Genomic DNA, 21,925 nt, shown 5'->3' with positions numbered 1-21,925 from the left:
TCTCAAATGCCTTGATTTATGTTTCAGATGTTTTATAATAGTGTATAGTGATTTATTTAACAATATGAATATTTTTTTGACTAATATTGTTACTATTTTATCAATAATAAGGGGTGAAGCTGTTGAGTAAGGCAATGCATTTTGATCTAAGCGAAAAGCAAGCATTGATGAGGAAGCTTTTTCGGGAGTTTTCTGAAAAGGAAGTAAAGCCGATTGCGGCAGATATCGACGAGGAGGAAAGATTCCCTGTTGAAACGGTCGAGAAAATGAAGGCTATAGGTATGATGGGAATACCATTCGAAAGCAAGTATGGTGGTTCAGATGGAGATAACCTCTCATACATATTAGCTGTGGAGGAGCTTTCAAAGGTCTGCGGCACAACTGGTGTAATCCTTTCAGCCCATACCTCTCTAGGATGCAATCCGATCTATACCTACGGAAACGAAGCACAGAAGGAGAAATATCTCATACCATTGGCAAGCGGCGAAAAGCTGGGTGCATTTGGATTGACAGAGCCAAATGCAGGAACTGATGCAGCAATGCAGCAAACGGTTGCAATCAGAGAAGGCGATCATTACAGGATCAACGGATCGAAGATATTCATAACAAATGGTGGTTATGCCGACACTTATGTTATATTTGCCATGACTGACAAATCAAAGGGTAACCGTGGTATTTCTGCCTTTATACTTGAAAAGGAGATGGAGGGCTTTTCTATTGGCAAAACTGAGCACAAGCTTGGTATAAAGGGAAGTTCAACTACTGAGCTTATTTTCAAGGATGTCATGGTTCCAAAGGAAAATCTCCTTGGAGCAGAGGGTAAGGGCTTTATGATAGCTATGTCCACTCTTGACGGAGGAAGGATCGGTATCGCTGCACAGGCTCTTGGTATTGCACAGGGATCTCTTGATGAGGCGGTAAAATACGTGAAGGAAAGAAAGCAGTTTGGAAAGCCAATAGCAGCCTTCCAGAACACACAATTTACGATCGCCGAGCTTCAAACCAAGATCGACGCAGCAAGGCTGTTGGTTTATAGAGCGGCTTACCTGAAGGATACAAATCAAAGCTACAGTACGGAGGCTGCTATGGCAAAATTGTTTGCTTCAGAGGTTGCTATGGAGACGACTACCAAGGCTATACAGCTGCATGGCGGATATGGTTATACCAGGGACTATCCAGTTGAGAGAATGTTCAGAGATGCTAAGATAACCGAGATATATGAGGGTACCTCAGAGGTACAGAAGATGGTTATTGCAAGTAAAATATTGAGATAATAGGAGAATGCTATGAATATACTGGTTTTATTAAAACAAGTACCCGATACAACTGAAATGCAGATCGATAAGGAAACTGGGACTCTAATTAGAGCCGGCGTACCGACGATAACCAATCCGGACGACCTGGCAGGTCTTGAAGCTGCTCTTAGGCTTAAGGATTCCATGGGGGCCAAGGTTACATGCATAACCATGGGGCCTCCTCAGGCAAAAAATATGATGAGAGAGCTCTATGCAATGGGAGCCGACGAGGCTATAGTACTAAGCGACATGAAATTCAGCGGAGCTGACACCTGGGCTACCTCCAATACACTGGCAGCTCTTATCAGAACACTGGAATTTGATCTTATAATTGCAGGCCGTCAGGCTATAGACGGTGATACAGCTCAGGTTGGACCACAGACAGCTGAAAAGCTGGGCCTTCCACAAATAACATATGTTGATGACATCGTCGCGGTAAAGGATGGAAAAATAGTAGTAAAGAAAGCTTTGGAGAGCACTTATGAGCTTGTTGAGTCTCCTCTCCCTTGTGTGATCACCACTCTAAGCACTCTTGCGGCTCCGAGGTACATGCACGTAAAGGGGATCAGTCATGCATTTGAGAGAGATATCAAAATCATGACCTTTGATGATATTGAGATAGATCAGTCGTTAATTGGACTAAAGGGCTCACCCACAAAGGTAAAAAAGACCTTTACCAAGGAAGTCCACAAGAATTCAGATATACTTCACCTTGACGGCAAGGCAGCAGCACGAAAAGTCTTCGATATCATGGTCGATTTCAAGTTTATAGGAAAGTAGGGTGAATAATATGAATCTAAACGAATACAAGGATATATATGTTTTCTGTGAGGTAAAGGACGGAAAGGTCCATGACGCATCTCTGGAGCTTTTAGGTGAAGCGGCAAGACTAGTTAATGGAAGACCCCAGCTTAAGTACAAGGTAGTGGGAGTATTGATCGGGGACCATTCCGACGACGTTGCAGCACAGGTTGGCTGGTATGGTGCTGATAAGGTCATCTTCCTGCATAACATGAGTATAAAACACTATAGTACTGAGATTTTCACCTCTCTTTTTACCAGTATGATAGAGACTGACAAGCCTGACATAGTGCTTGTACCAGCTACAGTAATGGGAAGAGACCTGGCTCCAAGGATAGCTGCCAGATGCGACACCGGTCTCACTGCTGACGCAACCAAGCTTGAGCTGAATCCCGAGGATTCTGACTCAAGTCTGTTGTATGTTACGAGACCTGCATTCGGAGGCAACCTTTTTGGTACGATAATCAATGAAACGAAGAGACCTCAAATGACGACTATAAGACCAGGGGTAATGGAAATGCTCCATAAGGATGAGCATAGACACTTCGAGGTGGATAAGAGAGAGGTTTCTATCGACCATATCAACGATCCTGTAAGGATTCTCGAGGTAATGCATAAGGACCACATGGCTGTGGATATTACCAAGGCCGATATAATAGTATCAGGAGGAAGAGGGATAGGAGATAATTTCCATGTGCTCCAGGAATGTGCAGATATGATGGGCGCTGTAGTAGGTGCTTCAAGAGGAGCTGTTGACAAGGGCTACATAGCAAAGGACCATCAAGTTGGTCAAACAGGTAAGACTGTAAAGCCTAAGGTATACATTGCATGCGGTATTTCGGGTGCGGTCCAGCATCTTGCCGGAATGGAAAAGTCAGATTATATTATTGCCATAAACAAGGATCCAGAGGCACCGATATTCAGCGTAGCCAATATAGGCCTTGTAGGTGATGCGCTGGAAATACTTCCACAGCTTACCCAGGAAATCAAGCGTTACAGAGAAAGACCTTACTAAAATAATTAAATATACCAGAAGCTCCCGGTACTGTGACTGGGAGCTTCTTATATAAGTGGTTATTTTATCATAGTAAGCATCCCCATAAGTCCGTAGGATGCCTGGTCCCTTCTGTATGAGTGGAAGCGCTTATCCGAAAAGGTTGATATGGGTATGATGTGGATGTTCTCCTTCTGGATCCCTCCGCGCAGGAGAAGCTCCTCGTTTATAAGTTGAAGATCGACAAGGTATTTATTATCATTTTTCTTACGTACCGCTCCAGGAATATGGCCGTGTATTTCAATGAACCTGGATGCAACATCCCATTCCACCTCAAAATCGTCTCTTCCAATCGAAGGCCCAATAAGAGCAATCATATCCTCTCCCATTGAGTTGAAATTCTTCTTCATTGCATGGACTCCTTTTTCCCCTATCTTCAAAAGAGTACCCTTCCACCCTGAATGGATATTTGCTTGGACTTTATTTTTTCTGTCAAATAGTACGATCGGAACACAGTCTGCGAATCTCGTCAAAAGACATACCTGGGTCATACCGGTTATAAGTCCATCAGTTGATGGTATGAATCTTCCGTAGGGACTAACCAGCCCCTGCTCAAAAGAGCTTATCATTTCAAGATTGTCCGTGTGCTCCTGGTACCCGTTGTATAGAAGCTCAGGCTCACTGCCAAGTACTTCAAATGCAACCTTTAGATTACTTCTTATAGACTCCACATCTCCATTTGTGGAGGTACCAATATCCATATCACCAGTAGTCATACATATCAACAGCCCAGCCTGTACAAGCTCCGGGAAGGTTAGAAACTGATGCCCTTTGTGGTTGACCAAAATATGATCCATCATGATCCTTCTCCTCCATTAGCCATGATCCATCTGTAGTCATCCAAGGTGTCTACGTCTGCAACCAGCTTTTCATTCTCAATTTGGACAAACTCTATGTCCCCAGGATTATCTTCAATGATTTCAAAGCCTCCGTGCTCACCATGGACTTTTAGTAAATCACCCTTGTAGTTTCCAGAGAATAGAATCGGCATTTTTATCTTGTCTCTTAATACGGGCGCAATTATTCCCTTCCCCGTTTGAATATGCTTTTCTATCAAAAGATCAAGAAATCCAGGGGTTATATATGGCTGATCAGCCGCGAGAAAAAGGTAGCCGTCAGCATCAGAGGCCGCAACTCCAAGCTTAACGCTTTCAGCCTGACCGAGTATGGCATTCTTGTTCATGATCGGCGTTACGCCAAGGTTTCTCCCTATCTCCATCAATCTTTCATCTCTGCATACAAGGATTATTCTACCAAGCCCTGAAGCCTTTGCAGCAAGTATAACCTTCTCAACAACAGTATCAGATCCCAGTGACAGCAAAAGCTTGTTTTTCCCCATTCGTTTGGAAAATCCGGATGCCAGTATTATTCCGTCTATCATTTAATCCTCCTCAGGTTCCCAGCTTCTGGATCTCTCCACAGCTCTCTTCCATCCTTTGTACAGTTTCTCCCTTAAGGAAGTATCCATATCGGATTTGAATACTCTATCCAATATCCTGTTCCCAATTATCTCTTCTTTGCTCTGCCAAAAGCCCACAGCCAGCCCTGCCAAATATGCTACTCCCAAGGCTGTAGTTTCAGTTACTGAAGGCCTCTCTACCTGAGTATTCAATATGTCTGCCTGAAACTGCATCAGGAAGTTATTGGCGACTGCACCCCCATCAACCTTCAATGCCTTAAGAGATATCCCTGAATCCTCTTCCATTGAATCCAGAACTTCCTTAGTCTGGTAAGCTATGGATTCAAGGGATGCCCTTATTATATGCTCTGCCTTAGAGCCTCTCGTTATTCCCACAATAGTCCCCCTGGCATACATATCCCAGTATGGGGCTCCCAGGCCTACAAAGGCAGGGACTACATACACTCCGTTTGCGTTCGGCACCGAGGAAGCCAACATCTCTGATTCTGCAGCTGTCCTTATAAGCTTCATCTCATCCCTAAGCCATTGAACTACAGCGCCTGCAACGAATATACTGCCCTCAAGTGCGTAGGTTATGCTGCCGTTCAGACCCCAGGCTATCGTCGTCAGCAGACCATTTTTTGATCTGATCATTCTGTCTCCTGTATTCATAAGCATAAAGCAGCCTGTCCCATAGGTATTCTTCGCTTCACCCGGTTCAAAGCAGGTCTGTCCAAACAAAGCCGCCTGTTGGTCACCCGCAGCGCCTGAAATAGGAACACTGCCTCCAAAATCCTTTTCTTCCGTATATCCAAAGATCCCTGAAGAAGGCAATACATCCGGGAGCATAGTCTTAGGAATGTCAAGATACTTAAGGATCTTTTCATCCCATTCCAGGGACTTGATGTTATAAAGCATTGTCCTTGAGGCATTTGAATAATCAGTAGCGTGGATCTTTCCTGCGGTCAGCTTCCAGATCAGCCAGGTATCTATAGTTCCAAATAGAAGGTCTCCTCTTGCAGCTTTCTCTCTCGCTCCATCAACGTTGTCAAGTATCCATTTGATCTTAGTTGCTGAAAAATAAGCATCGATGATCAGGCCGGTATTCTCTGAAATATATTCGCCCAAGCCTTCATCCTTCATCCTCTGGCATATGCCAGCGGTCCTTCTGCATTGCCAAACTATAGCGTTATAAACCGGTGTCCCAGTGTTCTTGTCCCACACTACGGTAGTTTCCCTTTGGTTTGTGATCCCTATGGCTTTAAGATCATCAGGTTTTACAGAGGCTTTCTCTACAACCTCCTTAATTACTCCTGACTGGGTAGCCCAAATTTCAAGAGGATCATGCTCGACCCACCCGGCCCTTGGATAAATCTGTCTGAAGTCCTTTTGAGCAGCTGAAACTACATTACCCCTATGGTCAAATAGAATTGCTCTTGAGCTTGTTGTGCCCTGATCCAGAGCCAATATATATCCATCACTCAATTCCAATGCACCTCCAATCGTTATGTATATTATAACAATATTACCTGTAATAATTAATAGAAAATGAAAAACATCCAGAACTGGTTATACTCAACCAGTCTGGATGTTTTTGATCAGCAGATCAACCTCCTCCAACAGGAGGAAACAGGGAGATAACGTCTCCCTCCTTCAGTACTGTTTCAGGTTCACTCCTGACTCCGTTTACAAGCAATATGGCAATATCGTCCATGGAGATATCCAAATTCCTTATCAGTTCTTCAGCCGTTGTGTCCTCATCGGCTCTTAGAATCTCTTTTTTCACCCCATCCTTACGAAGAGTTGCAAAGTACCTGACTTCAATTTTTATCATTACAATCCCAATTCCTCTAGCTTTTCCTTAGTTGGGATACCGTCATTACCCCAACCTCGCTTAGAGTAATAAACCGGAAGCATCTCGGCAAGTCTATTCACATGTCCTTTAGAAGGACCTTCAGGGATCCCGTCCTCCAGCAGTCTCTTTGGAAGAGTATCGTCAGCCGGTGTCAGGCCTGCCATCATGTTGAATTGTCTTTCTATATTGTATACCCTTTCGCCTATCTTAAGGATCTCTGCACCTGTATATTCAGTTCCACAGATTGCATTGCACATTTCAGCATAATCATCAGCACCAAGTGCAAAGGATGTGAACAGGCATACCCCAAGTGAGTCTATTGCTGCAGTAAGGTCCTGGAACACCTTTACCCAGCCAGGCTTCCCATCGGCTTCAAATCTGTCAAGCTGCTCAGGCAGACCCAATATCTCTGGAGATATTGTATAGCCTCTTACATGACAGCCTCCTCTGTTGCTGGTTGCATAGTTCAGACCTATACCCATTATTCCTCTGGGATCATAAGCAGGCATCTCAAGCTTCTTGACGGACATTGAAATCTCTGGCACTCCATAGCTTTCAGTAAGCCTGTAGGAGCCTTGAGCCATCTTAGCGCCTAGTCCCTGGCCATAGCCCATTCTTCTGGTCCATTCAGCTATGTCGGTTATATTTCCAAACTGAAGACTTACACCATCGAGATCCTCATCCTTGATATATCCTCTTTGATAAAGCTCCATAGCTGCAGCTATAGTAGCACCTGCTGATATGGTGTCCAGTCCCATCTCATTACACCAGTAGTTTGCCATTATCACGGATTCCATGTCGCTGATTCCACAGGTAGCTCCAAAGGACCATAGAGTCTCATACTCAGGACCTCCACCTTCCCAATCGCCAACTTTGACGTATCTTCCGCACCCGATCGGACACCTGTAGCAAGCAGTTCTCTTGACCAGGTATTTTTCTGCCAAAGTTTCTCCACTTATCTCCTCTGCTCCATCGAATACTGATTTCTGGAAGTTGTCGGTAGGCAAGCTCCCCAGTTCATTTAGTATATTCACAAGAACTGCTGTTCCGTATGTAGGCAGACCCTGTCCTGTGACTCCATTTTCCTTTATCTTAGCGAGTTGTTTTTTGTTGAGCTCTTTGATTTTGTCCTGGTCGGGAACGTCAGGTGCTCCTGAGCCTTTTACAACGATAGCCTTAAGGTTCTTTGATCCCATAACTGCTCCAACGCCAGAACGCCCGGCCGCTCTGTCCTCATCATTCATGACCGCTGCTATAAGCGAGAGATTTTCTCCCGCTGGGCCTATGGTAAGTACCTTAGCACCCTTTGCATGCCTTTCCTCAAGCTTCTTTGTCGTTGATGATACGGTAGTCCCCCAAAGCTCGTCAGCAGGCAACAGTTCTACCTTATCATCTTCTATGCTTAGATAAACAGGATTCTCTGATTTGCCCTCAAAGGCTATTACGTCCCAGCCGGCAAATTTCATCTCTGCTCCCCATTTCCCTCCGGAATTAGAGGACGCAATAGTTCCTGAGAGCGGTGACTTTGTGACGACCATGTACCTTCCACCCGTAGCAACAGGATTTCCCGTCATGGGTCCTGAGACAATGAACAGCTTGTTTTCAGGGCTGAAGGGATCAACCTTTGGATCCACCTCATCCATCATAAGCTTTGTTCCAAGTCCTCTTCCTCCAAGGAACTTTCTGGCCATATCCATATCAAGGTTCTCAGTCTTTAGGGTTCCTTCTGTCAGGTTAACTCTTAGTATCTTTCCATTGTAACCGTACATATGCAAACCTCCTATCAAATATTGTACGATATACTTATGCAAGATTAGTGCCAACTTTGAACAAAATATGAAATTGCTGGATAGCTCTATTTTGCTTAATTACAGGACAAAGGTAAAGTGGATAGTATCTTCAATTTGAAATATGTGCCATATTTGAGCAATAAAAGAAGCAGGACAGTGCTCATTTTTGGAGCACTGTCCTATTTTGGTACGTCTATTCTATATAGTTCAAGCTTCCTGTACAAGGTGTTCCTGCTTATTCCCAGAAGCTCTGCACTTCTGGAAATATTATATGATACTTCCTCAAGAGTGCTCCTGATGTGGAGTTCTTCAACCTCTGCAAGTGAAAGAACTTTATTGGGTTCACTTACAGCAGATCTGACAGGAGCCTCGGGGTTTATTTCACCTGGGATGGATTCAGTATTTATTATTAGCTCGACAAAATTCTCAAGCTCCCTGATGTTGCCCGGCCAATCATAGTTTATAAGCCTATCCATGAACGATGCAGGGATATTTACCTTCTTTTTGTTTAGTCTTTTGGACTTTCTCTCCATGAAATAATCGATCAAAAGAGGTATGTCCTCCCTCCTCTCACGCAGTGCCGGCAGCCTGAGAGGCAATACATTCAATCTATAGTAAAGATCCTTCCTGAAGTTACCTTTTTCCACCTCTCCCTTGAGATTCTTATTTGTAGCAGCTATTATCCTGATGTCGACTGGGATCTCACGATTGCCTCCTATACGCCTTACATTCCCTTCCTCGATGACTCTAAGAAGTCTTGTCTGGAGTTCATACGGCATCTCTCCTATCTCATCTAGAAAAAGCGTTCCTCCATCAGCTATCTCGAATTTGCCAGGGTGACCCTCCGACTTCGCCCCGGTAAAAGCTCCTCCCACATAGCCGAAAAGCTCTGATTCAATGAGGTTTTTTGGTATAGCTCCGCAATTCAGAGCTACAAAGGGCTCATCCCTTCGGTTGCTGTAATTCTGGATCGATTGTGCAAAGACCTCCTTCCCGGTCCCGCTCTCCCCCATAATCAAGATAGTGGATTTTGAATCCGCAATCTTTTTGGCGAAGGCGACAGTCTGCATGAAGGCTGGAGATTTCCCGATTATCTTATCGAATGTGTATATTGCAAGAGATCCCGTCACCTTATTGGCAAGTCTTCTCATCTTTTTGACATCTTTAAGGACGAAAACGATCTCCTTTGTATTGCCATCTGGTCCAAATATCGGATAGGCACTTAAATTTACTTCATTTTTGTTTGCCTTAAGGCTTACCTCTACATCTTCCTGGAGGATACTCTCCTTTTTTGATATCCTTTCAACTATCTTCGGCCAGCCATGTATCAGCCTGGAACAGTCTATGTTAAGGAACTCCTCTCTTCCATAGCCTAGCATTCCATAGGAAAACTCATTGAAATGCCTTATCCTGCCATGAAGATCAGTTGTAAAAATTGCTGAAGGGAGCGAATTGATTATCCCTTCTATGTACATATTGTCAGCTTCTATCATATCAGAGTATCTCTTAAGGCTCAGCATTTTTTCTATTGCTGTGGCAGCTGCTGCTACCATTCCAAGAGTGTGTGAGTTTACAAGTTCAATATTTCCTGTAAGATCTATGCAGCCTGTAATTATTCCTTCGGGATCTCTTATGGGAGCCCCGGAGCAGGTCCAGCCCTTCAGTATTTCCAGAATGTGCTCTTCTCCTGTTATCTGTAACGGATACCCTTCGATTATTGACGTCCCCATTCCATTCGTGCCTATATATTCCTCTCCCATATATGCTCCCGGAAGCAGATAGGTCGAGTGTGCTTTCTGAAGCATTTCCTCGTTTCCGATAACATTGAGGATACAGCCTTCTTCGTCAGTAAGGATAACTAAGAATTGCGAGTCCTTTACAAAGGTGTAAAGCTGATTAACGAACGGCTCAGCAACAGCAACTAGCTCCTGTTTGGATTTTATAAGGGTATCGAACTCTCTCTCATCCAACATTTTCTTACTGGTCCTTTGCCTGGAATCTATACCGTACTTAACGCTTCTTTCATGTGATCGGATAACAAAATCCCTGTTCTTAGACATGTGTACACCTCCTGATAATAGTATAGCTTTCCTGAACACTATTGAAAACCATTATCTTGATACGGCAGCCTGGGAAGGATTAAGTTGCCAAAATCCTATGTTGTAGTATAATCATATTTAGTTATTCTAAGGATGTGAAATAATGAAAAGAGATGAAAAAAGAGCAGAAAGGCTTGGAATTGAGCCAATACCAAGTCTACTTCTAAGGTTCTCAGTGCCGGCAATTGTAGGTATGTTGGTTAACGCCCTTTATAATATAGTGGACAGGATCTTCATAGGCCGTGGAGTAGATAGTGTTGCTATAGGTGGAATCTATATAGGCATGCCGATAATGCTCGTGCTGATGGCATTCGCTATGCTTATAGGTATTGGAGGCAATACACTGGTATCCATAAGATTGGGAGAGGGCAAGAAGGAGGAAGCTGACAGGATCGCAGCAAATTCGCTGACCATGCTCGCTCTGGTAGGAATATTTTTAGGTGCAGCAGGTACAGTTCTACTTGAGCCTTTGCTGAAGCTATTTGGAGCGAGCAGCTCTAATATTGGTTATGCGAAGGAATATCTGCAGGTCATACTAATTGGTGCGCCTCTTAATGCTATCGGCTTTGGAATGAATAACTTCATAAGGGGTGAAGGTAATCCCAAGATAGCAATGTTTACGATGTTGATAGGAGCATTTTTGAATATGGTCCTGGATCCTATCTTCATTTTCGTGTTTAATATGGGGGTCAGGGGAGCTGCACTTGCGACCATAATCTCTCAGGCTGTTTCGGCCATTTGGGTCTTAAGATATTTCCTTACAGGCAAAAGTATATTATCCTTCAAGAAAAAGTACCTTGTACCAAATCTAAAAATCATTAAAAAGATAGTCGCGAATGGAGTGGCACCCTTTAGTATGCAGATAGCAGCCAGTATGGTAACTGCTTTATACAACAATAATCTCCAGACATATGGAGGTGATATGGCTACATCCAGTATGGGAGTGATCAACTCTGTGAGCATGATGATAGCTATGCCAATATTTGGAATTAACCAGGGATCGCAGCCAATCATGGGATATAACTACGGAGCAAAGAAATATGACAGGGTGAAGATCACATTCAAATATGCTGCCATAGCAGCCACTACGATCACTACGCTTGGATTCGTAATCGTGCAGTTATTCCCAGATATCATAATCAAGGCCTTTGTAGGTGAACAGGGTGCGTCTGGCCAGCTAATGTCGATAGCTGTTCCAGGTATGAGGACTTTGCTTATGGCATTCCCTTTCATTGGTTTTCAGATAGTGAGCAGCGCGTACTTCCAGGCGACGGGCAAACCGAGACAGTCAATGCTCTTAAGTCTTTCAAGGCAGGTTTTGATTCTTATTCCAGCATTGCTTATACTGCCTAAGCTATTCGGGCTCAGTGGTGTATGGATGGCAGGTCCGATTGCTGATTTCACGTCATTTGCCATTGCAGCTGTACTAATGACCTTTTCATTGAAGCATTTGAAAAACGAGGAGCTCTAAAGCCCCTCGTTTTTTCATTCTAAACCCCTTATTATCTCAGCCAATTGGTGGGTCATCCTTGCGGTGTAGCCCCAAATCGTGTAATCCCCATACTCATAAAACAATATTCTGTGCTTGCCCACTCGGAAATTATAGTCCCTTCCATTTGGTATCAGATGATATGGAAAGGTGTCGCTGTCCTCAGTTTTCAAGGACAGCTCATGGACCAGCGGCTCATTCTCTGTAAAAAAACTTACAGGCACAGTGAATATATGGTCCACCTCGTCCGGATTTGGTTCTATGTTTTCAAAGTCTACATCCATTATTATTCCTAGAAAGCAGTGGATGGTAAAATTGGCGTAGGATACTAAAAAATCAAGCTCACCTATAAGATTAATGTTTTCTCTGTCTATCCTAAGCTCTTCAAGTGTTTCTCTTATGGCAGTCTGCTTGAAGCTTTCTCCTTGTTCAACCCTTCCTCCCGGAAAGGATACCTCCCCAGGTTGGGTAATGTTTTTTGAACGGAGTTCATAAATGATCTCCCAAGTCCCATTTCTATTGATCAACGGTATCAAAACTGCAAACCTGCCCTTTACATCCATAGGTTTGGGAGATCTGTTTTGCACCTTTAAAGCCAACTTATTGATATCCACCTTATTCCCTCCATGTTGCTCATTTTCTGAACATAATATCTGACAGCCGAAGCAGAAGCTCCTCTCTATTGAAGGGGCTGATATTCTCCAATCGTTCCTTTAATTTCGACAGCCTGTTATTATCTTTTCCCCTGAATGGCACTATATCCAGAGACTTTGATCCGATCACCTCGTCGAAATGATATATCCTGAATCTCTCCATTCCCGCCTCATGCATCGACCTTTCGATGAGACCGATCGCCAGATCCTCATAGTTGCTATCCTGTCCGAGATCCAACATTTTCCCAAGCTTAGGAAGTATTTCTTCAAATAGAGATCTTAGGTTTGCCCTTCCTTGGAACCCGAGGAGCTCAGAGATATCCTTAATGGAATCCTCGTTCAGATGGGATAACAGCTCAAAATAGTACCTCTCACCCTTAGGCTCGAAATAGAACCTGGACCCTTTAAGCCCCCTCAGCTGCCTTAAGGCATCGAAATATCCAAGCTCGATGTTATGCCTTACCATTCCCTTTTCGTAATTGAAGGTCCGGCCTATGTCCTCTGAAGGTTCAATTATGATTGCTTCTAATCCGTTGGGTAGTATTTCCCGTGTCCTTGCATCCATATGGGTTCTGACAATAACAAGCTTATCGTAGCCTTTCCCGAGGAGCATCCTGAATGGAAGATTGTCGTATATTCCTCCGTCAAGGTACAGCTTTCCATTGAGTCTCTCAAATCTAAAAACAGGTAAATAGGACGATGCAAGGAGATAATTCTTCATCTCTCCATAGGGTATCTGCTCCTTGAACATCTGAACGGGTCTAAGATCAGACAGATTGAAGGTCACCAACCCAAAATCCATTGCTGAAGACCTAATTTTGTCCTCATCTACATATTTATCCAGCATACGCTTGAAAGGCGAGATATCAAAGCCCTTGTCAGTAATCAGAAGCTTAAGCTTCTGAGCCAGCACCGCAAGTTCTTCTCTGCCAAGCCTTAACCTAGTAAGCCTTTCGATCTCATCGTAATTTGCTCCGATGATTTTGGAATAGCTGATGCTCTCCCAAAGCTTCAGACAAATTTCAAAGTCTCCCTGAACTATCATAGCTCCATTCAGGGCACCGATCGAGGTTCCGGCGACTCCTCCTATAGGTATGCCTTCCTCAAGGAGAGCCTTGTATACACCTACATGGTAGCTACCCTTAGCTCCACCACCTTCAAGAACCAGGCCATACATCTAAATCACTTCCTTATTTACACCAGCTCTGATGTGCAGTGTGGACATCTTGTAGCAGCAATAGCAACCTGTGATTTGCAGAATGGACATTCTTTAGTGGTTGGCTCTTCAGCAACGGGCTCCTCCGGCTTTTTCATCTTGTTTATGGCTCTCACGACCATAAAAATCGAAAAAGCGATTATCAGAAAATCAATGATTGCCATTATAAATAAACCATAATTAAGCGTTGCTGCTCCTGCTTCCTGCGCCGCTGCAATAGTTGGATAAGTATTCCCGTCAAGACTTACGAACTTCCCTGCAAAGTCCATACCGCCGACCACAAGGCCAACAAGCGGCATAATGATATCTGCAACCAGTGATGCTACTATCTTTCCAAAGGCACCACCGATAACAACACCTACTGCCAAATCGATGACATTACCCCGCATCGCAAACTTTTTGAATTCCTGGAACATTTTTGTCTCCTCCTTTTTGTATTCTCATTACCGTTTTATTATACCCAGAATATTTCATTTCTCATTGTTTCAGCTATGCTATAATATTGATAAAGAAGATATCATCGTAAATTGATCGATCAAAATTCAACGGGAGGAAAAATATGAGTAAGAGAAAGGATTGGAAGGAGTACTTCATGCAGATAACGGAGCTGGTCGCTACCAGGTCGACCTGTGACAGGGCCTGGGTCGGATGTGTACTGGTCAATGACAGCAACAGGATAGTGTCCACAGGTTACAATGGTTCAGTATCAGGGAATCCCCATTGTGACGACGTAGGCCATACAATGAGAGACGGACATTGTATTGCAACGATACACGCTGAAATGAATGCTCTCCTATATTGTGCCAAGGAGGGTATCTCCGTAAAGAACTGCTCAGCATATGTGACTCACTTCCCTTGTCTTAACTGTACTAAGGCACTGATCCAGGCAGGAATAAAGAATATATATTACAAAAACGATTACCGGGTAGACGACTATGCAATACTCCTTCTTCAAAGAAACAATGTCAATTATGAAAAGGTTGAGTAACTAGCATAGCTTCCTTAGCCAATTTATCTGCTTCTTCATTGTATTTATTACCTGAATGAGCCTTGACCTTTATGAATTCGACCCTGAGTTTATTTTTAATGCTGTCAAAATAAGCTTTATATGCCTTAGTTCCATCTTTATTGGTCTTCCAGTCACCCTTTGCCCAGCGCTCGATACCAGTGTAATCATAGTGCAGGTAAAGGGTTTCTATCTTGTTCTCAAGAGCCCATTCCATGGCCTTCATTGCACCCTTCAGCTCTCCCGAAACATTCCGCATCAATGCCATTTCAGGATCTACTTCCCTTCCGCTTAGTTCATAGGTATCATCCTTCGTCAAAATAACGACGCCATAGCTGTAAGTACTTGATCCGAGATCAAAGCTGCCGTCGACATATACAGAGGCCTCACCTTCGCTCAGTCCTTCTATATCCATATCCATTTTTAATGATTTTCTGCCTAGGAATTCCTCAGCCTCCTCCAGAGTGGAAAACTTTTTATATTCAGCTCCTGGATAGCCTATCACCTGCTCCCTGCATTTTTCCCATGTTTCATATATCCCAGGCATTCTCCCGGCTTTGACGCTGTAGTATTTCTTATCCATATGGACCTCCTGTCGTTTATTATACTAATTATACCATAAAGCTTCATTCTTGATGGATAAGGTTATCATAAGGAAAAGACCACCAAGAATAAGTTACCATTTTATTGTTATTCTATAAATTAATTTTTAAATTTTTGGAACATTTTTTTGATTTAATAGGAAAACCTTTTCTCGATGTCATTTCACAAAATACCTATTTACCAACATTATAAAAATTCAATTGTATATTTATGGAAATTTTATTACACTTTTATTTGTTAATGGTATGTCAATGTTCTATAAATTGGGAATTTTCGATTAACTTAGTTGTTGTAAAGCTGTATTAATTTTGCTAAAATCATGTTAGGTTGGTACGTTTAGTGGGAAAACGATACTATACCGAAGATTTGAACCTTCACCAGGGTTTGAATTAACGCGTGAACTTGAAAAACAATATTAAAAGGAGGGAATTTATGGATTTTCTAATGTCAATCAACAGCGCAATAAACAATATCGTTTGGGGTCCCCCGATATTGTTCCTGATTGTCGGAACTGGTCTTTATCTATCTATTAGTACTAAATTTTTCTCTGTTACAAAAATTGGTTATATCCTTAGGAACACTTTCCTTAAGATGTTCTCAAAGGAATCACGTGGTGAAGGTGAAGTAACTGCATTCCAGGCAGTAGCAACAGCTCTTGCTGCTACAGTAGGAACTGGTAATATTGCAGGGGTTGCAACTGCTATCGCACTTGGTGGACCAGGAGCAGTATTCTGGATGTGGATGGCAGCAGTAGTAGGTATGACAACTAAATTTGCAGAGGTCGTACTGGCTGTTAACTTCAGAGAAAAGACTCCAGACGGCCGTTTCGTCGGCGGTCCGATGTACTACATCGAAAAAGGTCTTAAGATGAAGTGGCTTGCAGTAATCTTTGCAGTATTTGGAGCTTTGGCTGCATTTGGTATCGGTAATATGGTTCAGTCAAACTCAGTTGCCGCTTCATTACAAGCAACCTTCAGTATCAATCCATGGATAACTGGTGTAACTCTTGCTGTAATAACTGCAGCCGTTATCATTGGTGGTATTAAGAGAATCGGTGCTTTTACTGAGAAACTTGTTCCATTTATGGCAGCTATCTATATAGTTGGTGGATTATTTATCATCTTTGCAAATGCATCTCATATTCCAGCAGCTTTTGCTCTGATATTCGGAAACGCATTCACAGGAACTGCAGCCGTTGGAGGATTTGCTGGAGCAACTATAGCAAAATCGATCAGATATGGGGTTGCCCGTGGAGTATTCACAAACGAAGCAGGTCTTGGTAGTGCTCCAATAGCTCACGCTGCTGCAACTACCGATCACCCGGTAAGACAAGGTCTCTGGGGAGTATTCGAGGTTTTTGCTGATACAATAGTAATTTGTTCTATAACTGCGCTAGCTATCATGGTATCAAGTCAGTGGAGTTCAGGTCTAACAGGTGCAGCACTTACAACTGCTGCATTTAATGAAGGGATTCCAGGAGTTGGTGGATATATCGTATCAATAGGCATAGTATTGTTTGCTTATTCAACAATAATCGGTTGGGAATATTACGGTGAGAGATGTGCTGAGTACGTGTTTGGCCCTAAGGTCATAACTCCTTACAGATTGATCTGGATACCATTCGTAGTAATCGGAGCTATAGGCGGACTAGAAGACCTATGGGCACTTGCCGACACTCTCAATGGTTTGATGGCGATTCCAAACTTGATAGGTGTTCTGTTGTTAAGTGGTACAGTATTTAAGCTTACAAAGGATTTCTTTGCTAAGGAAAAAGCTGCAAAATAAATCAAGTACACTATTTCCCTATAAAAACACCGGAGCCACAGGCTCCGGTGTTTTTATTCAGAATGTGCAATTCTACTGGCTGCAGCTGCAGCAATAGCAGCTACTATATCGTCCAAAAAGGTATGGACTGCTTCTCCCTTCTTCGTATCAAGCTCCTTGATAATGCCTATCTTTTCTTTATCAAGATATCCAAAATTAGTAAGTCCAATACTTCCATATACATTTACTATTGATAATGGCAGTATTTCATCTATTCCGTAAAGCCCCTCATCAGCTTCAACAATTGATTGCAGTGGCTCCGGTAAAAGTTTTTTCTCAGTCAGCTCATCTATAGCAATGCCTGTAATTATGGCATGTATGATTTCCCTTTTCCTTAGAACTGCATGTATGTTCTCGAGACACTTTTCTTTAGTGAGGTCCTCATAGTAATTCTTCTGCAGGTCGTAAACTATATCCGCGATATCCTCCAATGCTACGCCTCTTCTGTTTATCATTTCGATCGTCATTTCTTTTAGTTCATCCATATTATATCTGTGTTGGTATCTTTTTTTATTTATATCCATATTATCATTCCCCTTTAATGTATTTTAAAAGCCGCTCGTTTATAGCGGCTAAAATTTATCTTCTGAGTATTCATAGGTGTCAACCAGTTCACCAAGTGCAAAAAATCTCTTTCCGTTCTTTGATGTATAGTAACAGGTCATAAGTGATATGATCGGCTTGCCTCTTAGCTCTGCCCTTTCCTGGTCCAGCATATATAACGCTGTTTCAGGCACAAGGACTGTTTCGTAGATCTTATATTCATAAATATATCTTTTATCCGTTATCTTCACAGACATCTCAGGCTGTGCATTCAACAGGTTTCCAAATAAGAGCTTTGGATCCTTCATATAATGAGAAGCCAGAGAAAAGTTACCCTCGCCCATGACCAGGTCCGGGACCATCGTTCCTGCTCCCGCCATCAAATTAGCATCAGATACTCCATTCAATATTGGAAGATCGATGCCAAGCTCAGGAATCTTAAGCAGACCTACGATATTTGGATCCTCAAACTGTGCCACTGCAACTGCAGCAGTTATGGCTGACACGTCAGTTATGGCAGAGTAATCATACTCTGCTTTCATTTGTTTATTGAGTTCGATCTCCTCGGCAGTTATGCTCTCAATTACCTTGCTGGTCTTTTCGATCTGCTGCTCCACCATTTTTTCTGTAATTAGAGGAGAAATTATCAAGGCCAGTCCAGTTATTATAAGAATTGCAGAAAGCCATTTTCGCATGGCAAATCACCTCGTCATATAGATACCCATCATTCTATTTTGTCTCACAGCCAGATTCAAATAATGCCCTCCTAGCAATAATTGTAAGAGGATCGAGATAAGTGATCCTATTATCAAGCTCAAGGTAGTCAATAGCGACTGAAAGCTCTGTGCAGCCAAGTATAACAGCCTTCAAGCCATTATCTGCCATCTTATTGACTACTTCCTTAAAGTCTTCGGAGTGGCCACCTAAATTTCCACTTTTGATCCCATAAATGAATTTCATTACCTTTACTTGATCCTCAGGTTCAGGATGGATCAATTTAAGTCCATGATCGGCAGCCCTCTTATCATATATTCCCGACTGTAAAGTACCGTCAGTTGCAAGAAGTCCGATCCTTCCGTCTAACACTGTCTCCGAGGCTTTCAAAAGTGTTTCCTCCAGCATATCGATAAATGGAATTTTGATCACTTTCGAAATTTCTTCCAAAAAGAAATGTGCTGTATTGCACGGCATTATAAGAAAATCTGCACCCATTTTTTCAAGTCCAACTGCACTTTTTGTAAGCTCCGGTACAGGATCTTCACCTCTGCCAAGTATAAAACTAGTCCTGTCGGGAATATTTGTATTGTTGTCTATCAGTACCCTCGGATGCTCCTGGTCGGCAGCCGCACCGGAATTTGTGACTATTCTTTCGAACAGCTTTACTGTAGCAAGGGGTCCCATGCCCCCAATTATCCCAATTGTCTTTTTTATCATAGCTTATCTCCAAACCAAATTTTAATTTCTCTTTCTGCTGATTCTTTTGAATCTGACGCATGGATCAGATTTTTTGTGGTCTCAAAGGCATAATCCCCTCTAATTGTCCCCGGAAGTGCGCACAATGGGTCTTTGTCCCCTACCATTAACCTCATAAGCTTTATAGAGCTTTCGCCCTCTATTATCATAGCTAAAACAGGTTTATCCTTCATGGAATCTACAAGTGTCTGAAAAAATGGTTTATTCCTATGCTCCATGTAGTGGTTTTCAAGGATATCAGGTGATACCTTGACCAGCTTAAGCTGCTGCAGCTTAAGTCCTTTATTTTCAATTCTTGAAATTATCTCTCCAACCAGCCCTCGCTCCACTCCGTCTGGTTTAATCATGACAAAAGTCTTTTCCATGACCATACCTCCCCGTCTACACTACTTGTCAACCGCACTTGCACCATGACTTAGAGCAATGCTTTGAAATCCGTCAGTCATTTCGATCCTCCCGTTTGCGAAGACCCATATAGCTTCCAGGCCTTCTACCGACTCAACCAAGGCTCTGCTTTGCTCGTATGGAAGAAGGAATACTTCAGTGGAATAAAAGTCAGCAAGTCCTGAATCCTCTATCACAACGTTTACAGCCCTATAATTTGTCGCAGGCATAAGTGTTTCCGGATCAATGATATGGTGAATTCTTTGATCCCCAACCATATAGTATCGTTGATAATCTCCTGAGCTTACCACTGATGCATCGTTTACGAAAATCGTTTCAAGGGTGTTAGAACCGTCTCCAAATACATCCTTATCAGGATTCTGGATACCTACGCCCCATCTGTCTCTCTCTCCATCCAATGGCTTGCCGACTGCCCGAATATTTCCTCCTGCGCTCATTATGAAGGATTCAAAGCCCGCTTCCTTGGCTTCGCGTGTCACTATTTCAGCTGCAAAGCCCTTAGCCACAGCTCCCACATCAAGAGACATCCTTGGATCTTCAAGAAATATCGTGCTATTTTCTACATCCACAATCACCTTGTCGATATCGGTATGCTTCTTTGCCTCTTCAAGTACATCCATTGGAGGTATTTTTGCATTAAATGGGTCCGCCTCCGCCTCATTTCTGTATTCAGACCAAATCGACAATACTGCTCCAAATGCTATATTTGTCCTATGACTTGTTTTCTCATACATCTCTTTAGAGAAGACTATCAGGTCGAGAAGCTCTTTCTCAACAACGACGGGTTCTTTACCTGCCATATCATTTATTGTCTTGATATTGTTGATACCCTCGTAATTATTGTACTTGTCATATAGCTTGTGAAGCTCAAGCATTCTGTCATGCATAATTGCAGTGTACTGTTTGAATTCTTCCTCCGTCTTGGCATACCCGACTATCTGAGTAATAGTGTCGAAGGAATCGAAGAACGTATCTGTGTATTTTTCGTACTCTACTTTAAGTCCACAGCCTGAGACAGTTGTAGCTATAATTGAGAGCAGAATTATTATTGTTATTGTTTTTTTCAAATTATCACCCCAGAACATCATACCAAAAACCGGATTTTCAGGCAAATAAAAACTCCCTCTTTCGAGGGAGTCGAAATCAACTATTTTGCTGTGGATGCTGCCTCTTCTACTACCAACAGGTAGTCTTCAACTCCAACTGTAACTGAGGATATAAGATCTTCTACAGTTGTTTTGCCTTCTGCAAGCTCCATTCCTTTGATCTCATCGATTGACTTTCCAGCCATCCAATCAGCAAGTGCTCTTGCCTGCTCATACCACTCTTTGCCTATTGAGGAAGCTTTTATCATTCCATACTCATCCTTAAGCTCATTCTTTGTCTTGAACTCGCCAGCTTTATCAGCTGTAACTTTACCTTCAGCGTCGAATGGAATTTTTACCTGTGCAGTATCGATTATTGCTCCTGCAACCTTACCTTCAGCGTCAAATGCTGCAGCTGAAATTATAGTATCAACCTGAGCCTGAGCTGTAACTGCATTTCCATTTGCATCTTTTCCAGCGTCCTTAGACTTTGCTATAGATGTTTTGATACCAAGGCCCACGGTTTCTCCGCCAGCAACTTCAATGGACTCATTCCAAGCCTGCTCAACTGCTGCGATGTAGCTGTCTACAGAAATAGTAACTGACGATACCAGGTCCTCTTCAGTAGTTTTGCCTTCTGCCATCTTCATACCCTTGATCTCTTCTACAGTCTTGCCAACCATCCAGTCTTCAAGAGCTGCTATTTGCTCGAACCACTCTTTGCCGATACCTGAAGCCTTAACCATTCCATAGTCAGCTCCAAGATCTTTTTTACTCTTTACTTCAGCAGTTTTGTCTGAAGTTACTACCATGTTCTCATCGAATGCAACCTTTGTTTGAGCAACATCGATGTATACGCTTGCAACCTTACCGTCAGCATCGAATCCTACTGATGCAATGGTTACGTCTGCTTGTGCTCCTGCGTTGACTGCATTTCCGTTAGCATCTGTCCCTTTGTCCTTGGATTTTGCTATAGATATAACATGTCCAAGTCCAAGCTTTACGATAGTTCCCTCTACAGCTGGTTCTTCAGCTGGAGTTTCTGCAGGAGTCTCTGCTGGTGTTTCCGGTGCTGCTGGTGCTGCTGGAGTACAACCTGCAAGCAAGCCAATGCTCAGCATAAGTACTAATAACAATGAAATAATTTTCTTCATCCTTCACCCTCCATGAAATTTATATAGGTTCAAACAACAAGTCGATTATAGCATGTAACTTTTTTAGGTGCAATAGATATATCGTTAAATTTCTATTTATCTATGTTTTAACGAACATTATCCCTTTATTGTTTGACATCCTCTTTACGTATAAGCATTTGCAACGATTTTTATCAGGATC

22 protein-coding genes are annotated in these 21,925 nt (G+C 42.7%); 6 read left to right on the top strand and 16 right to left on the bottom strand.

Going from position 1 to position 21,925, the window contains the following annotated elements; genetic code table 11:
- Window positions 1-134 precede the first annotated feature (134 nt).
- Genes AC4PHB_RS00730 through AC4PHB_RS00720 form a run of 3 tightly spaced genes read left to right on the top strand, consistent with a single transcriptional unit; the run spans window position 135 to window position 3,111 of the window.
- On the top strand, window positions 135-1,274 hold the full coding sequence (locus tag AC4PHB_RS00730; RefSeq protein ID WP_492137779.1) for an acyl-CoA dehydrogenase: 1,140 nt from the start codon (window positions 135-137) through the stop codon (window positions 1,272-1,274).
- A gap of 12 nt (window positions 1,275-1,286) precedes the next feature.
- Complete coding sequence (locus AC4PHB_RS00725) at window positions 1,287-2,075, top strand: electron transfer flavoprotein subunit beta (protein ID WP_492136779.1); 789 nt, start codon at window positions 1,287-1,289, stop codon at window positions 2,073-2,075.
- Window positions 2,076-2,085: 10 nt separating this feature from the next.
- Window positions 2,086-3,111, top strand: a complete 1,026-nt coding sequence (locus AC4PHB_RS00720) for an electron transfer flavoprotein subunit alpha/FixB family protein (RefSeq protein ID WP_492136778.1) — start codon at window positions 2,086-2,088, stop codon at window positions 3,109-3,111.
- A 59-nt stretch (window positions 3,112-3,170) separates the two neighbouring features.
- Here AC4PHB_RS00720 and AC4PHB_RS00715 read toward each other — a convergent pair whose 3' ends face one another.
- The 6 genes from AC4PHB_RS00715 to AC4PHB_RS00690 form a co-directional block, all read right to left on the bottom strand.
- Window positions 3,171-3,950: a purine nucleoside phosphorylase YfiH/LACC1 family protein gene (locus AC4PHB_RS00715; RefSeq protein ID WP_492136777.1), complete on the bottom strand. Its 780-nt coding sequence runs from the start codon at window positions 3,948-3,950 to the stop codon at window positions 3,171-3,173.
- The gene (locus AC4PHB_RS00710; protein WP_492136776.1) at window positions 3,947-4,531 is read right to left on the bottom strand and encodes a nucleotidyltransferase family protein; all 585 of its coding nucleotides are present in this window, start codon (window positions 4,529-4,531) and stop codon (window positions 3,947-3,949) included. The genes AC4PHB_RS00715 and AC4PHB_RS00710 overlap by 4 nt, the downstream gene beginning before the upstream one ends.
- Window positions 4,532-6,034, bottom strand: coding sequence for a glycerol kinase GlpK (gene glpK / locus AC4PHB_RS00705; protein ID WP_492136775.1), 1,503 nt, complete (start codon window positions 6,032-6,034; stop codon window positions 4,532-4,534).
- A gap of 121 nt (window positions 6,035-6,155) precedes the next feature.
- Window positions 6,156-6,383 carry a MoaD/ThiS family protein gene (locus AC4PHB_RS00700; protein ID WP_492136774.1) on the bottom strand — a complete coding sequence of 76 codons (228 nt, stop codon included), beginning with the start codon at window positions 6,381-6,383 and terminating at the stop codon, window positions 6,156-6,158.
- Window positions 6,383-8,173: an aldehyde ferredoxin oxidoreductase family protein gene (locus tag AC4PHB_RS00695; protein WP_492136773.1), complete on the bottom strand. Its 1,791-nt coding sequence runs from the start codon at window positions 8,171-8,173 to the stop codon at window positions 6,383-6,385. The genes AC4PHB_RS00700 and AC4PHB_RS00695 overlap by 1 nt, the downstream gene beginning before the upstream one ends.
- A gap of 200 nt (window positions 8,174-8,373) precedes the next feature.
- Window positions 8,374-10,254, bottom strand: a complete 1,881-nt coding sequence (locus tag AC4PHB_RS00690) for a sigma-54-dependent Fis family transcriptional regulator (RefSeq protein WP_492136772.1) — start codon at window positions 10,252-10,254, stop codon at window positions 8,374-8,376.
- Window positions 10,255-10,396: 142 nt separating this feature from the next.
- Between AC4PHB_RS00690 and AC4PHB_RS00685 the strand changes: the two genes are divergently transcribed.
- Entirely contained in the window at window positions 10,397-11,764 is a 1,368-nt protein-coding gene (locus AC4PHB_RS00685; RefSeq protein WP_492136771.1) for an MATE family efflux transporter, read from the top strand.
- 14 nt (window positions 11,765-11,778) lie between these two features.
- On the opposite strand, the gene AC4PHB_RS00680 is transcribed toward AC4PHB_RS00685, so the two are convergent.
- The 3 genes from AC4PHB_RS00680 to mscL are packed head-to-tail and all read right to left on the bottom strand — an operon-like array spanning window position 11,779 to window position 14,067.
- Window positions 11,779-12,396 (bottom strand): NUDIX hydrolase, encoded by a 618-nt coding sequence (locus AC4PHB_RS00680; RefSeq protein WP_492136770.1) that lies wholly within the window; start codon window positions 12,394-12,396, stop codon window positions 11,779-11,781.
- Between the two features lie 19 nt (window positions 12,397-12,415).
- A complete protein-coding gene (locus tag AC4PHB_RS00675; protein WP_492136769.1) occupies window positions 12,416-13,612 on the bottom strand; it encodes a patatin-like phospholipase family protein in 1,197 nt (398 codons plus the stop codon).
- Window positions 13,613-13,629: 17 nt separating this feature from the next.
- Window positions 13,630-14,067: a large conductance mechanosensitive channel protein MscL gene (gene mscL, locus AC4PHB_RS00670; protein WP_492136768.1), complete on the bottom strand. Its 438-nt coding sequence runs from the start codon at window positions 14,065-14,067 to the stop codon at window positions 13,630-13,632.
- A 143-nt stretch (window positions 14,068-14,210) separates the two neighbouring features.
- Between mscL and AC4PHB_RS00665 the strand changes: the two genes are divergently transcribed.
- Window positions 14,211-14,639, top strand: a complete 429-nt coding sequence (locus AC4PHB_RS00665) for a deoxycytidylate deaminase (RefSeq protein WP_492136767.1) — start codon at window positions 14,211-14,213, stop codon at window positions 14,637-14,639.
- On the opposite strand, the gene AC4PHB_RS00660 is transcribed toward AC4PHB_RS00665, so the two are convergent.
- Window positions 14,617-15,240 carry a ribonuclease H1 domain-containing protein gene (locus AC4PHB_RS00660; RefSeq protein ID WP_492136766.1) on the bottom strand — a complete coding sequence of 208 codons (624 nt, stop codon included), beginning with the start codon at window positions 15,238-15,240 and terminating at the stop codon, window positions 14,617-14,619. The genes AC4PHB_RS00665 and AC4PHB_RS00660 overlap by 23 nt on opposite strands.
- 452 nt (window positions 15,241-15,692) lie before the next feature.
- Here AC4PHB_RS00660 and AC4PHB_RS00655 point away from each other — a divergent pair, with 452 nt between their 5' ends.
- Window positions 15,693-17,045, top strand: a complete 1,353-nt coding sequence (locus AC4PHB_RS00655) for an alanine/glycine:cation symporter family protein (RefSeq protein WP_492136765.1) — start codon at window positions 15,693-15,695, stop codon at window positions 17,043-17,045.
- A 53-nt stretch (window positions 17,046-17,098) separates the two neighbouring features.
- Here the strand turns inward: AC4PHB_RS00655 and AC4PHB_RS00650 are convergent, their stop codons facing one another.
- From AC4PHB_RS00650 to AC4PHB_RS00625, 6 genes are all read right to left on the bottom strand, one after another.
- A complete protein-coding gene (locus tag AC4PHB_RS00650) occupies window positions 17,099-17,608 on the bottom strand; it encodes a phosphatidylglycerophosphatase A family protein (protein WP_492136764.1) in 510 nt (169 codons plus the stop codon).
- A 48-nt stretch (window positions 17,609-17,656) separates the two neighbouring features.
- A complete protein-coding gene (locus AC4PHB_RS00645) occupies window positions 17,657-18,322 on the bottom strand; it encodes a sortase family protein (RefSeq protein ID WP_492136763.1) in 666 nt (221 codons plus the stop codon).
- Between the two features lie 34 nt (window positions 18,323-18,356).
- On the bottom strand, window positions 18,357-19,061 hold the full coding sequence (gene cuyB / locus AC4PHB_RS00640) for a cysteate racemase (protein WP_492136762.1): 705 nt from the start codon (window positions 19,059-19,061) through the stop codon (window positions 18,357-18,359).
- On the bottom strand, window positions 19,058-19,465 hold the full coding sequence (ndk, locus tag AC4PHB_RS00635) for a nucleoside-diphosphate kinase (protein ID WP_492136761.1): 408 nt from the start codon (window positions 19,463-19,465) through the stop codon (window positions 19,058-19,060). Before ndk ends, cuyB begins: the two co-directional genes overlap by 4 nt.
- Before the next feature lie 21 nt (window positions 19,466-19,486).
- Window positions 19,487-20,572: an FAD:protein FMN transferase gene (locus AC4PHB_RS00630; RefSeq protein ID WP_492136760.1), complete on the bottom strand. Its 1,086-nt coding sequence runs from the start codon at window positions 20,570-20,572 to the stop codon at window positions 19,487-19,489.
- Between the two features lie 80 nt (window positions 20,573-20,652).
- Window positions 20,653-21,744, bottom strand: coding sequence for a hypothetical protein (locus tag AC4PHB_RS00625; protein WP_492136759.1), 1,092 nt, complete (start codon window positions 21,742-21,744; stop codon window positions 20,653-20,655).
- Window positions 21,745-21,925 lie beyond the last annotated feature (181 nt).

This window comes from Gudongella sp. QWL-04 (assembly GCF_058683975.1).
This window is presented reverse-complemented; position numbering and strand designations above follow the sequence as displayed.

What these genes read in the sequence shown, in the direction of transcription:
- AC4PHB_RS00685 (WP_492136771.1), top strand. Translation starts at nt 10,397, where the DNA reads ATGAAAAGAGATGAAAAAAGAGCAGAAAGGCTTGGAATTGAGCCAATA.
- AC4PHB_RS00725 (WP_492136779.1), top strand. Translation starts at nt 1,287, where the DNA reads ATGAATATACTGGTTTTATTAAAACAAGTACCCGATACAACTGAAATG.
- AC4PHB_RS00660 (WP_492136766.1), bottom strand. Translation starts at nt 15,240, where the DNA reads ATGGATAAGAAATACTACAGCGTCAAAGCCGGGAGAATGCCTGGGATA.
- AC4PHB_RS00625 (WP_492136759.1), bottom strand. Translation starts at nt 21,744, where the DNA reads ATGAAGAAAATTATTTCATTGTTATTAGTACTTATGCTGAGCATTGGC.
- AC4PHB_RS00730 (WP_492137779.1), top strand. Translation starts at nt 135, where the DNA reads ATGCATTTTGATCTAAGCGAAAAGCAAGCATTGATGAGGAAGCTTTTT.
- AC4PHB_RS00655 (WP_492136765.1), top strand. Translation starts at nt 15,693, where the DNA reads ATGGATTTTCTAATGTCAATCAACAGCGCAATAAACAATATCGTTTGG.
- AC4PHB_RS00650 (WP_492136764.1), bottom strand. Translation starts at nt 17,608, where the DNA reads ATGGATATAAATAAAAAAAGATACCAACACAGATATAATATGGATGAA.
- AC4PHB_RS00695 (WP_492136773.1), bottom strand. Translation starts at nt 8,173, where the DNA reads ATGTACGGTTACAATGGAAAGATACTAAGAGTTAACCTGACAGAAGGA.
- AC4PHB_RS00720 (WP_492136778.1), top strand. Translation starts at nt 2,086, where the DNA reads ATGAATCTAAACGAATACAAGGATATATATGTTTTCTGTGAGGTAAAG.
- AC4PHB_RS00665 (WP_492136767.1), top strand. Translation starts at nt 14,211, where the DNA reads ATGAGTAAGAGAAAGGATTGGAAGGAGTACTTCATGCAGATAACGGAG.
- mscL (WP_492136768.1), bottom strand. Translation starts at nt 14,067, where the DNA reads ATGTTCCAGGAATTCAAAAAGTTTGCGATGCGGGGTAATGTCATCGAT.
- AC4PHB_RS00715 (WP_492136777.1), bottom strand. Translation starts at nt 3,950, where the DNA reads ATGATGGATCATATTTTGGTCAACCACAAAGGGCATCAGTTTCTAACC.
- AC4PHB_RS00700 (WP_492136774.1), bottom strand. Translation starts at nt 6,383, where the DNA reads ATGATAAAAATTGAAGTCAGGTACTTTGCAACTCTTCGTAAGGATGGG.
- AC4PHB_RS00710 (WP_492136776.1), bottom strand. Translation starts at nt 4,531, where the DNA reads ATGATAGACGGAATAATACTGGCATCCGGATTTTCCAAACGAATGGGG.
- AC4PHB_RS00645 (WP_492136763.1), bottom strand. Translation starts at nt 18,322, where the DNA reads ATGCGAAAATGGCTTTCTGCAATTCTTATAATAACTGGACTGGCCTTG.
- ndk (WP_492136761.1), bottom strand. Translation starts at nt 19,465, where the DNA reads ATGGAAAAGACTTTTGTCATGATTAAACCAGACGGAGTGGAGCGAGGG.
- cuyB (WP_492136762.1), bottom strand. Translation starts at nt 19,061, where the DNA reads ATGATAAAAAAGACAATTGGGATAATTGGGGGCATGGGACCCCTTGCT.
- AC4PHB_RS00690 (WP_492136772.1), bottom strand. Translation starts at nt 10,254, where the DNA reads ATGTCTAAGAACAGGGATTTTGTTATCCGATCACATGAAAGAAGCGTT.
- AC4PHB_RS00675 (WP_492136769.1), bottom strand. Translation starts at nt 13,612, where the DNA reads ATGTATGGCCTGGTTCTTGAAGGTGGTGGAGCTAAGGGTAGCTACCAT.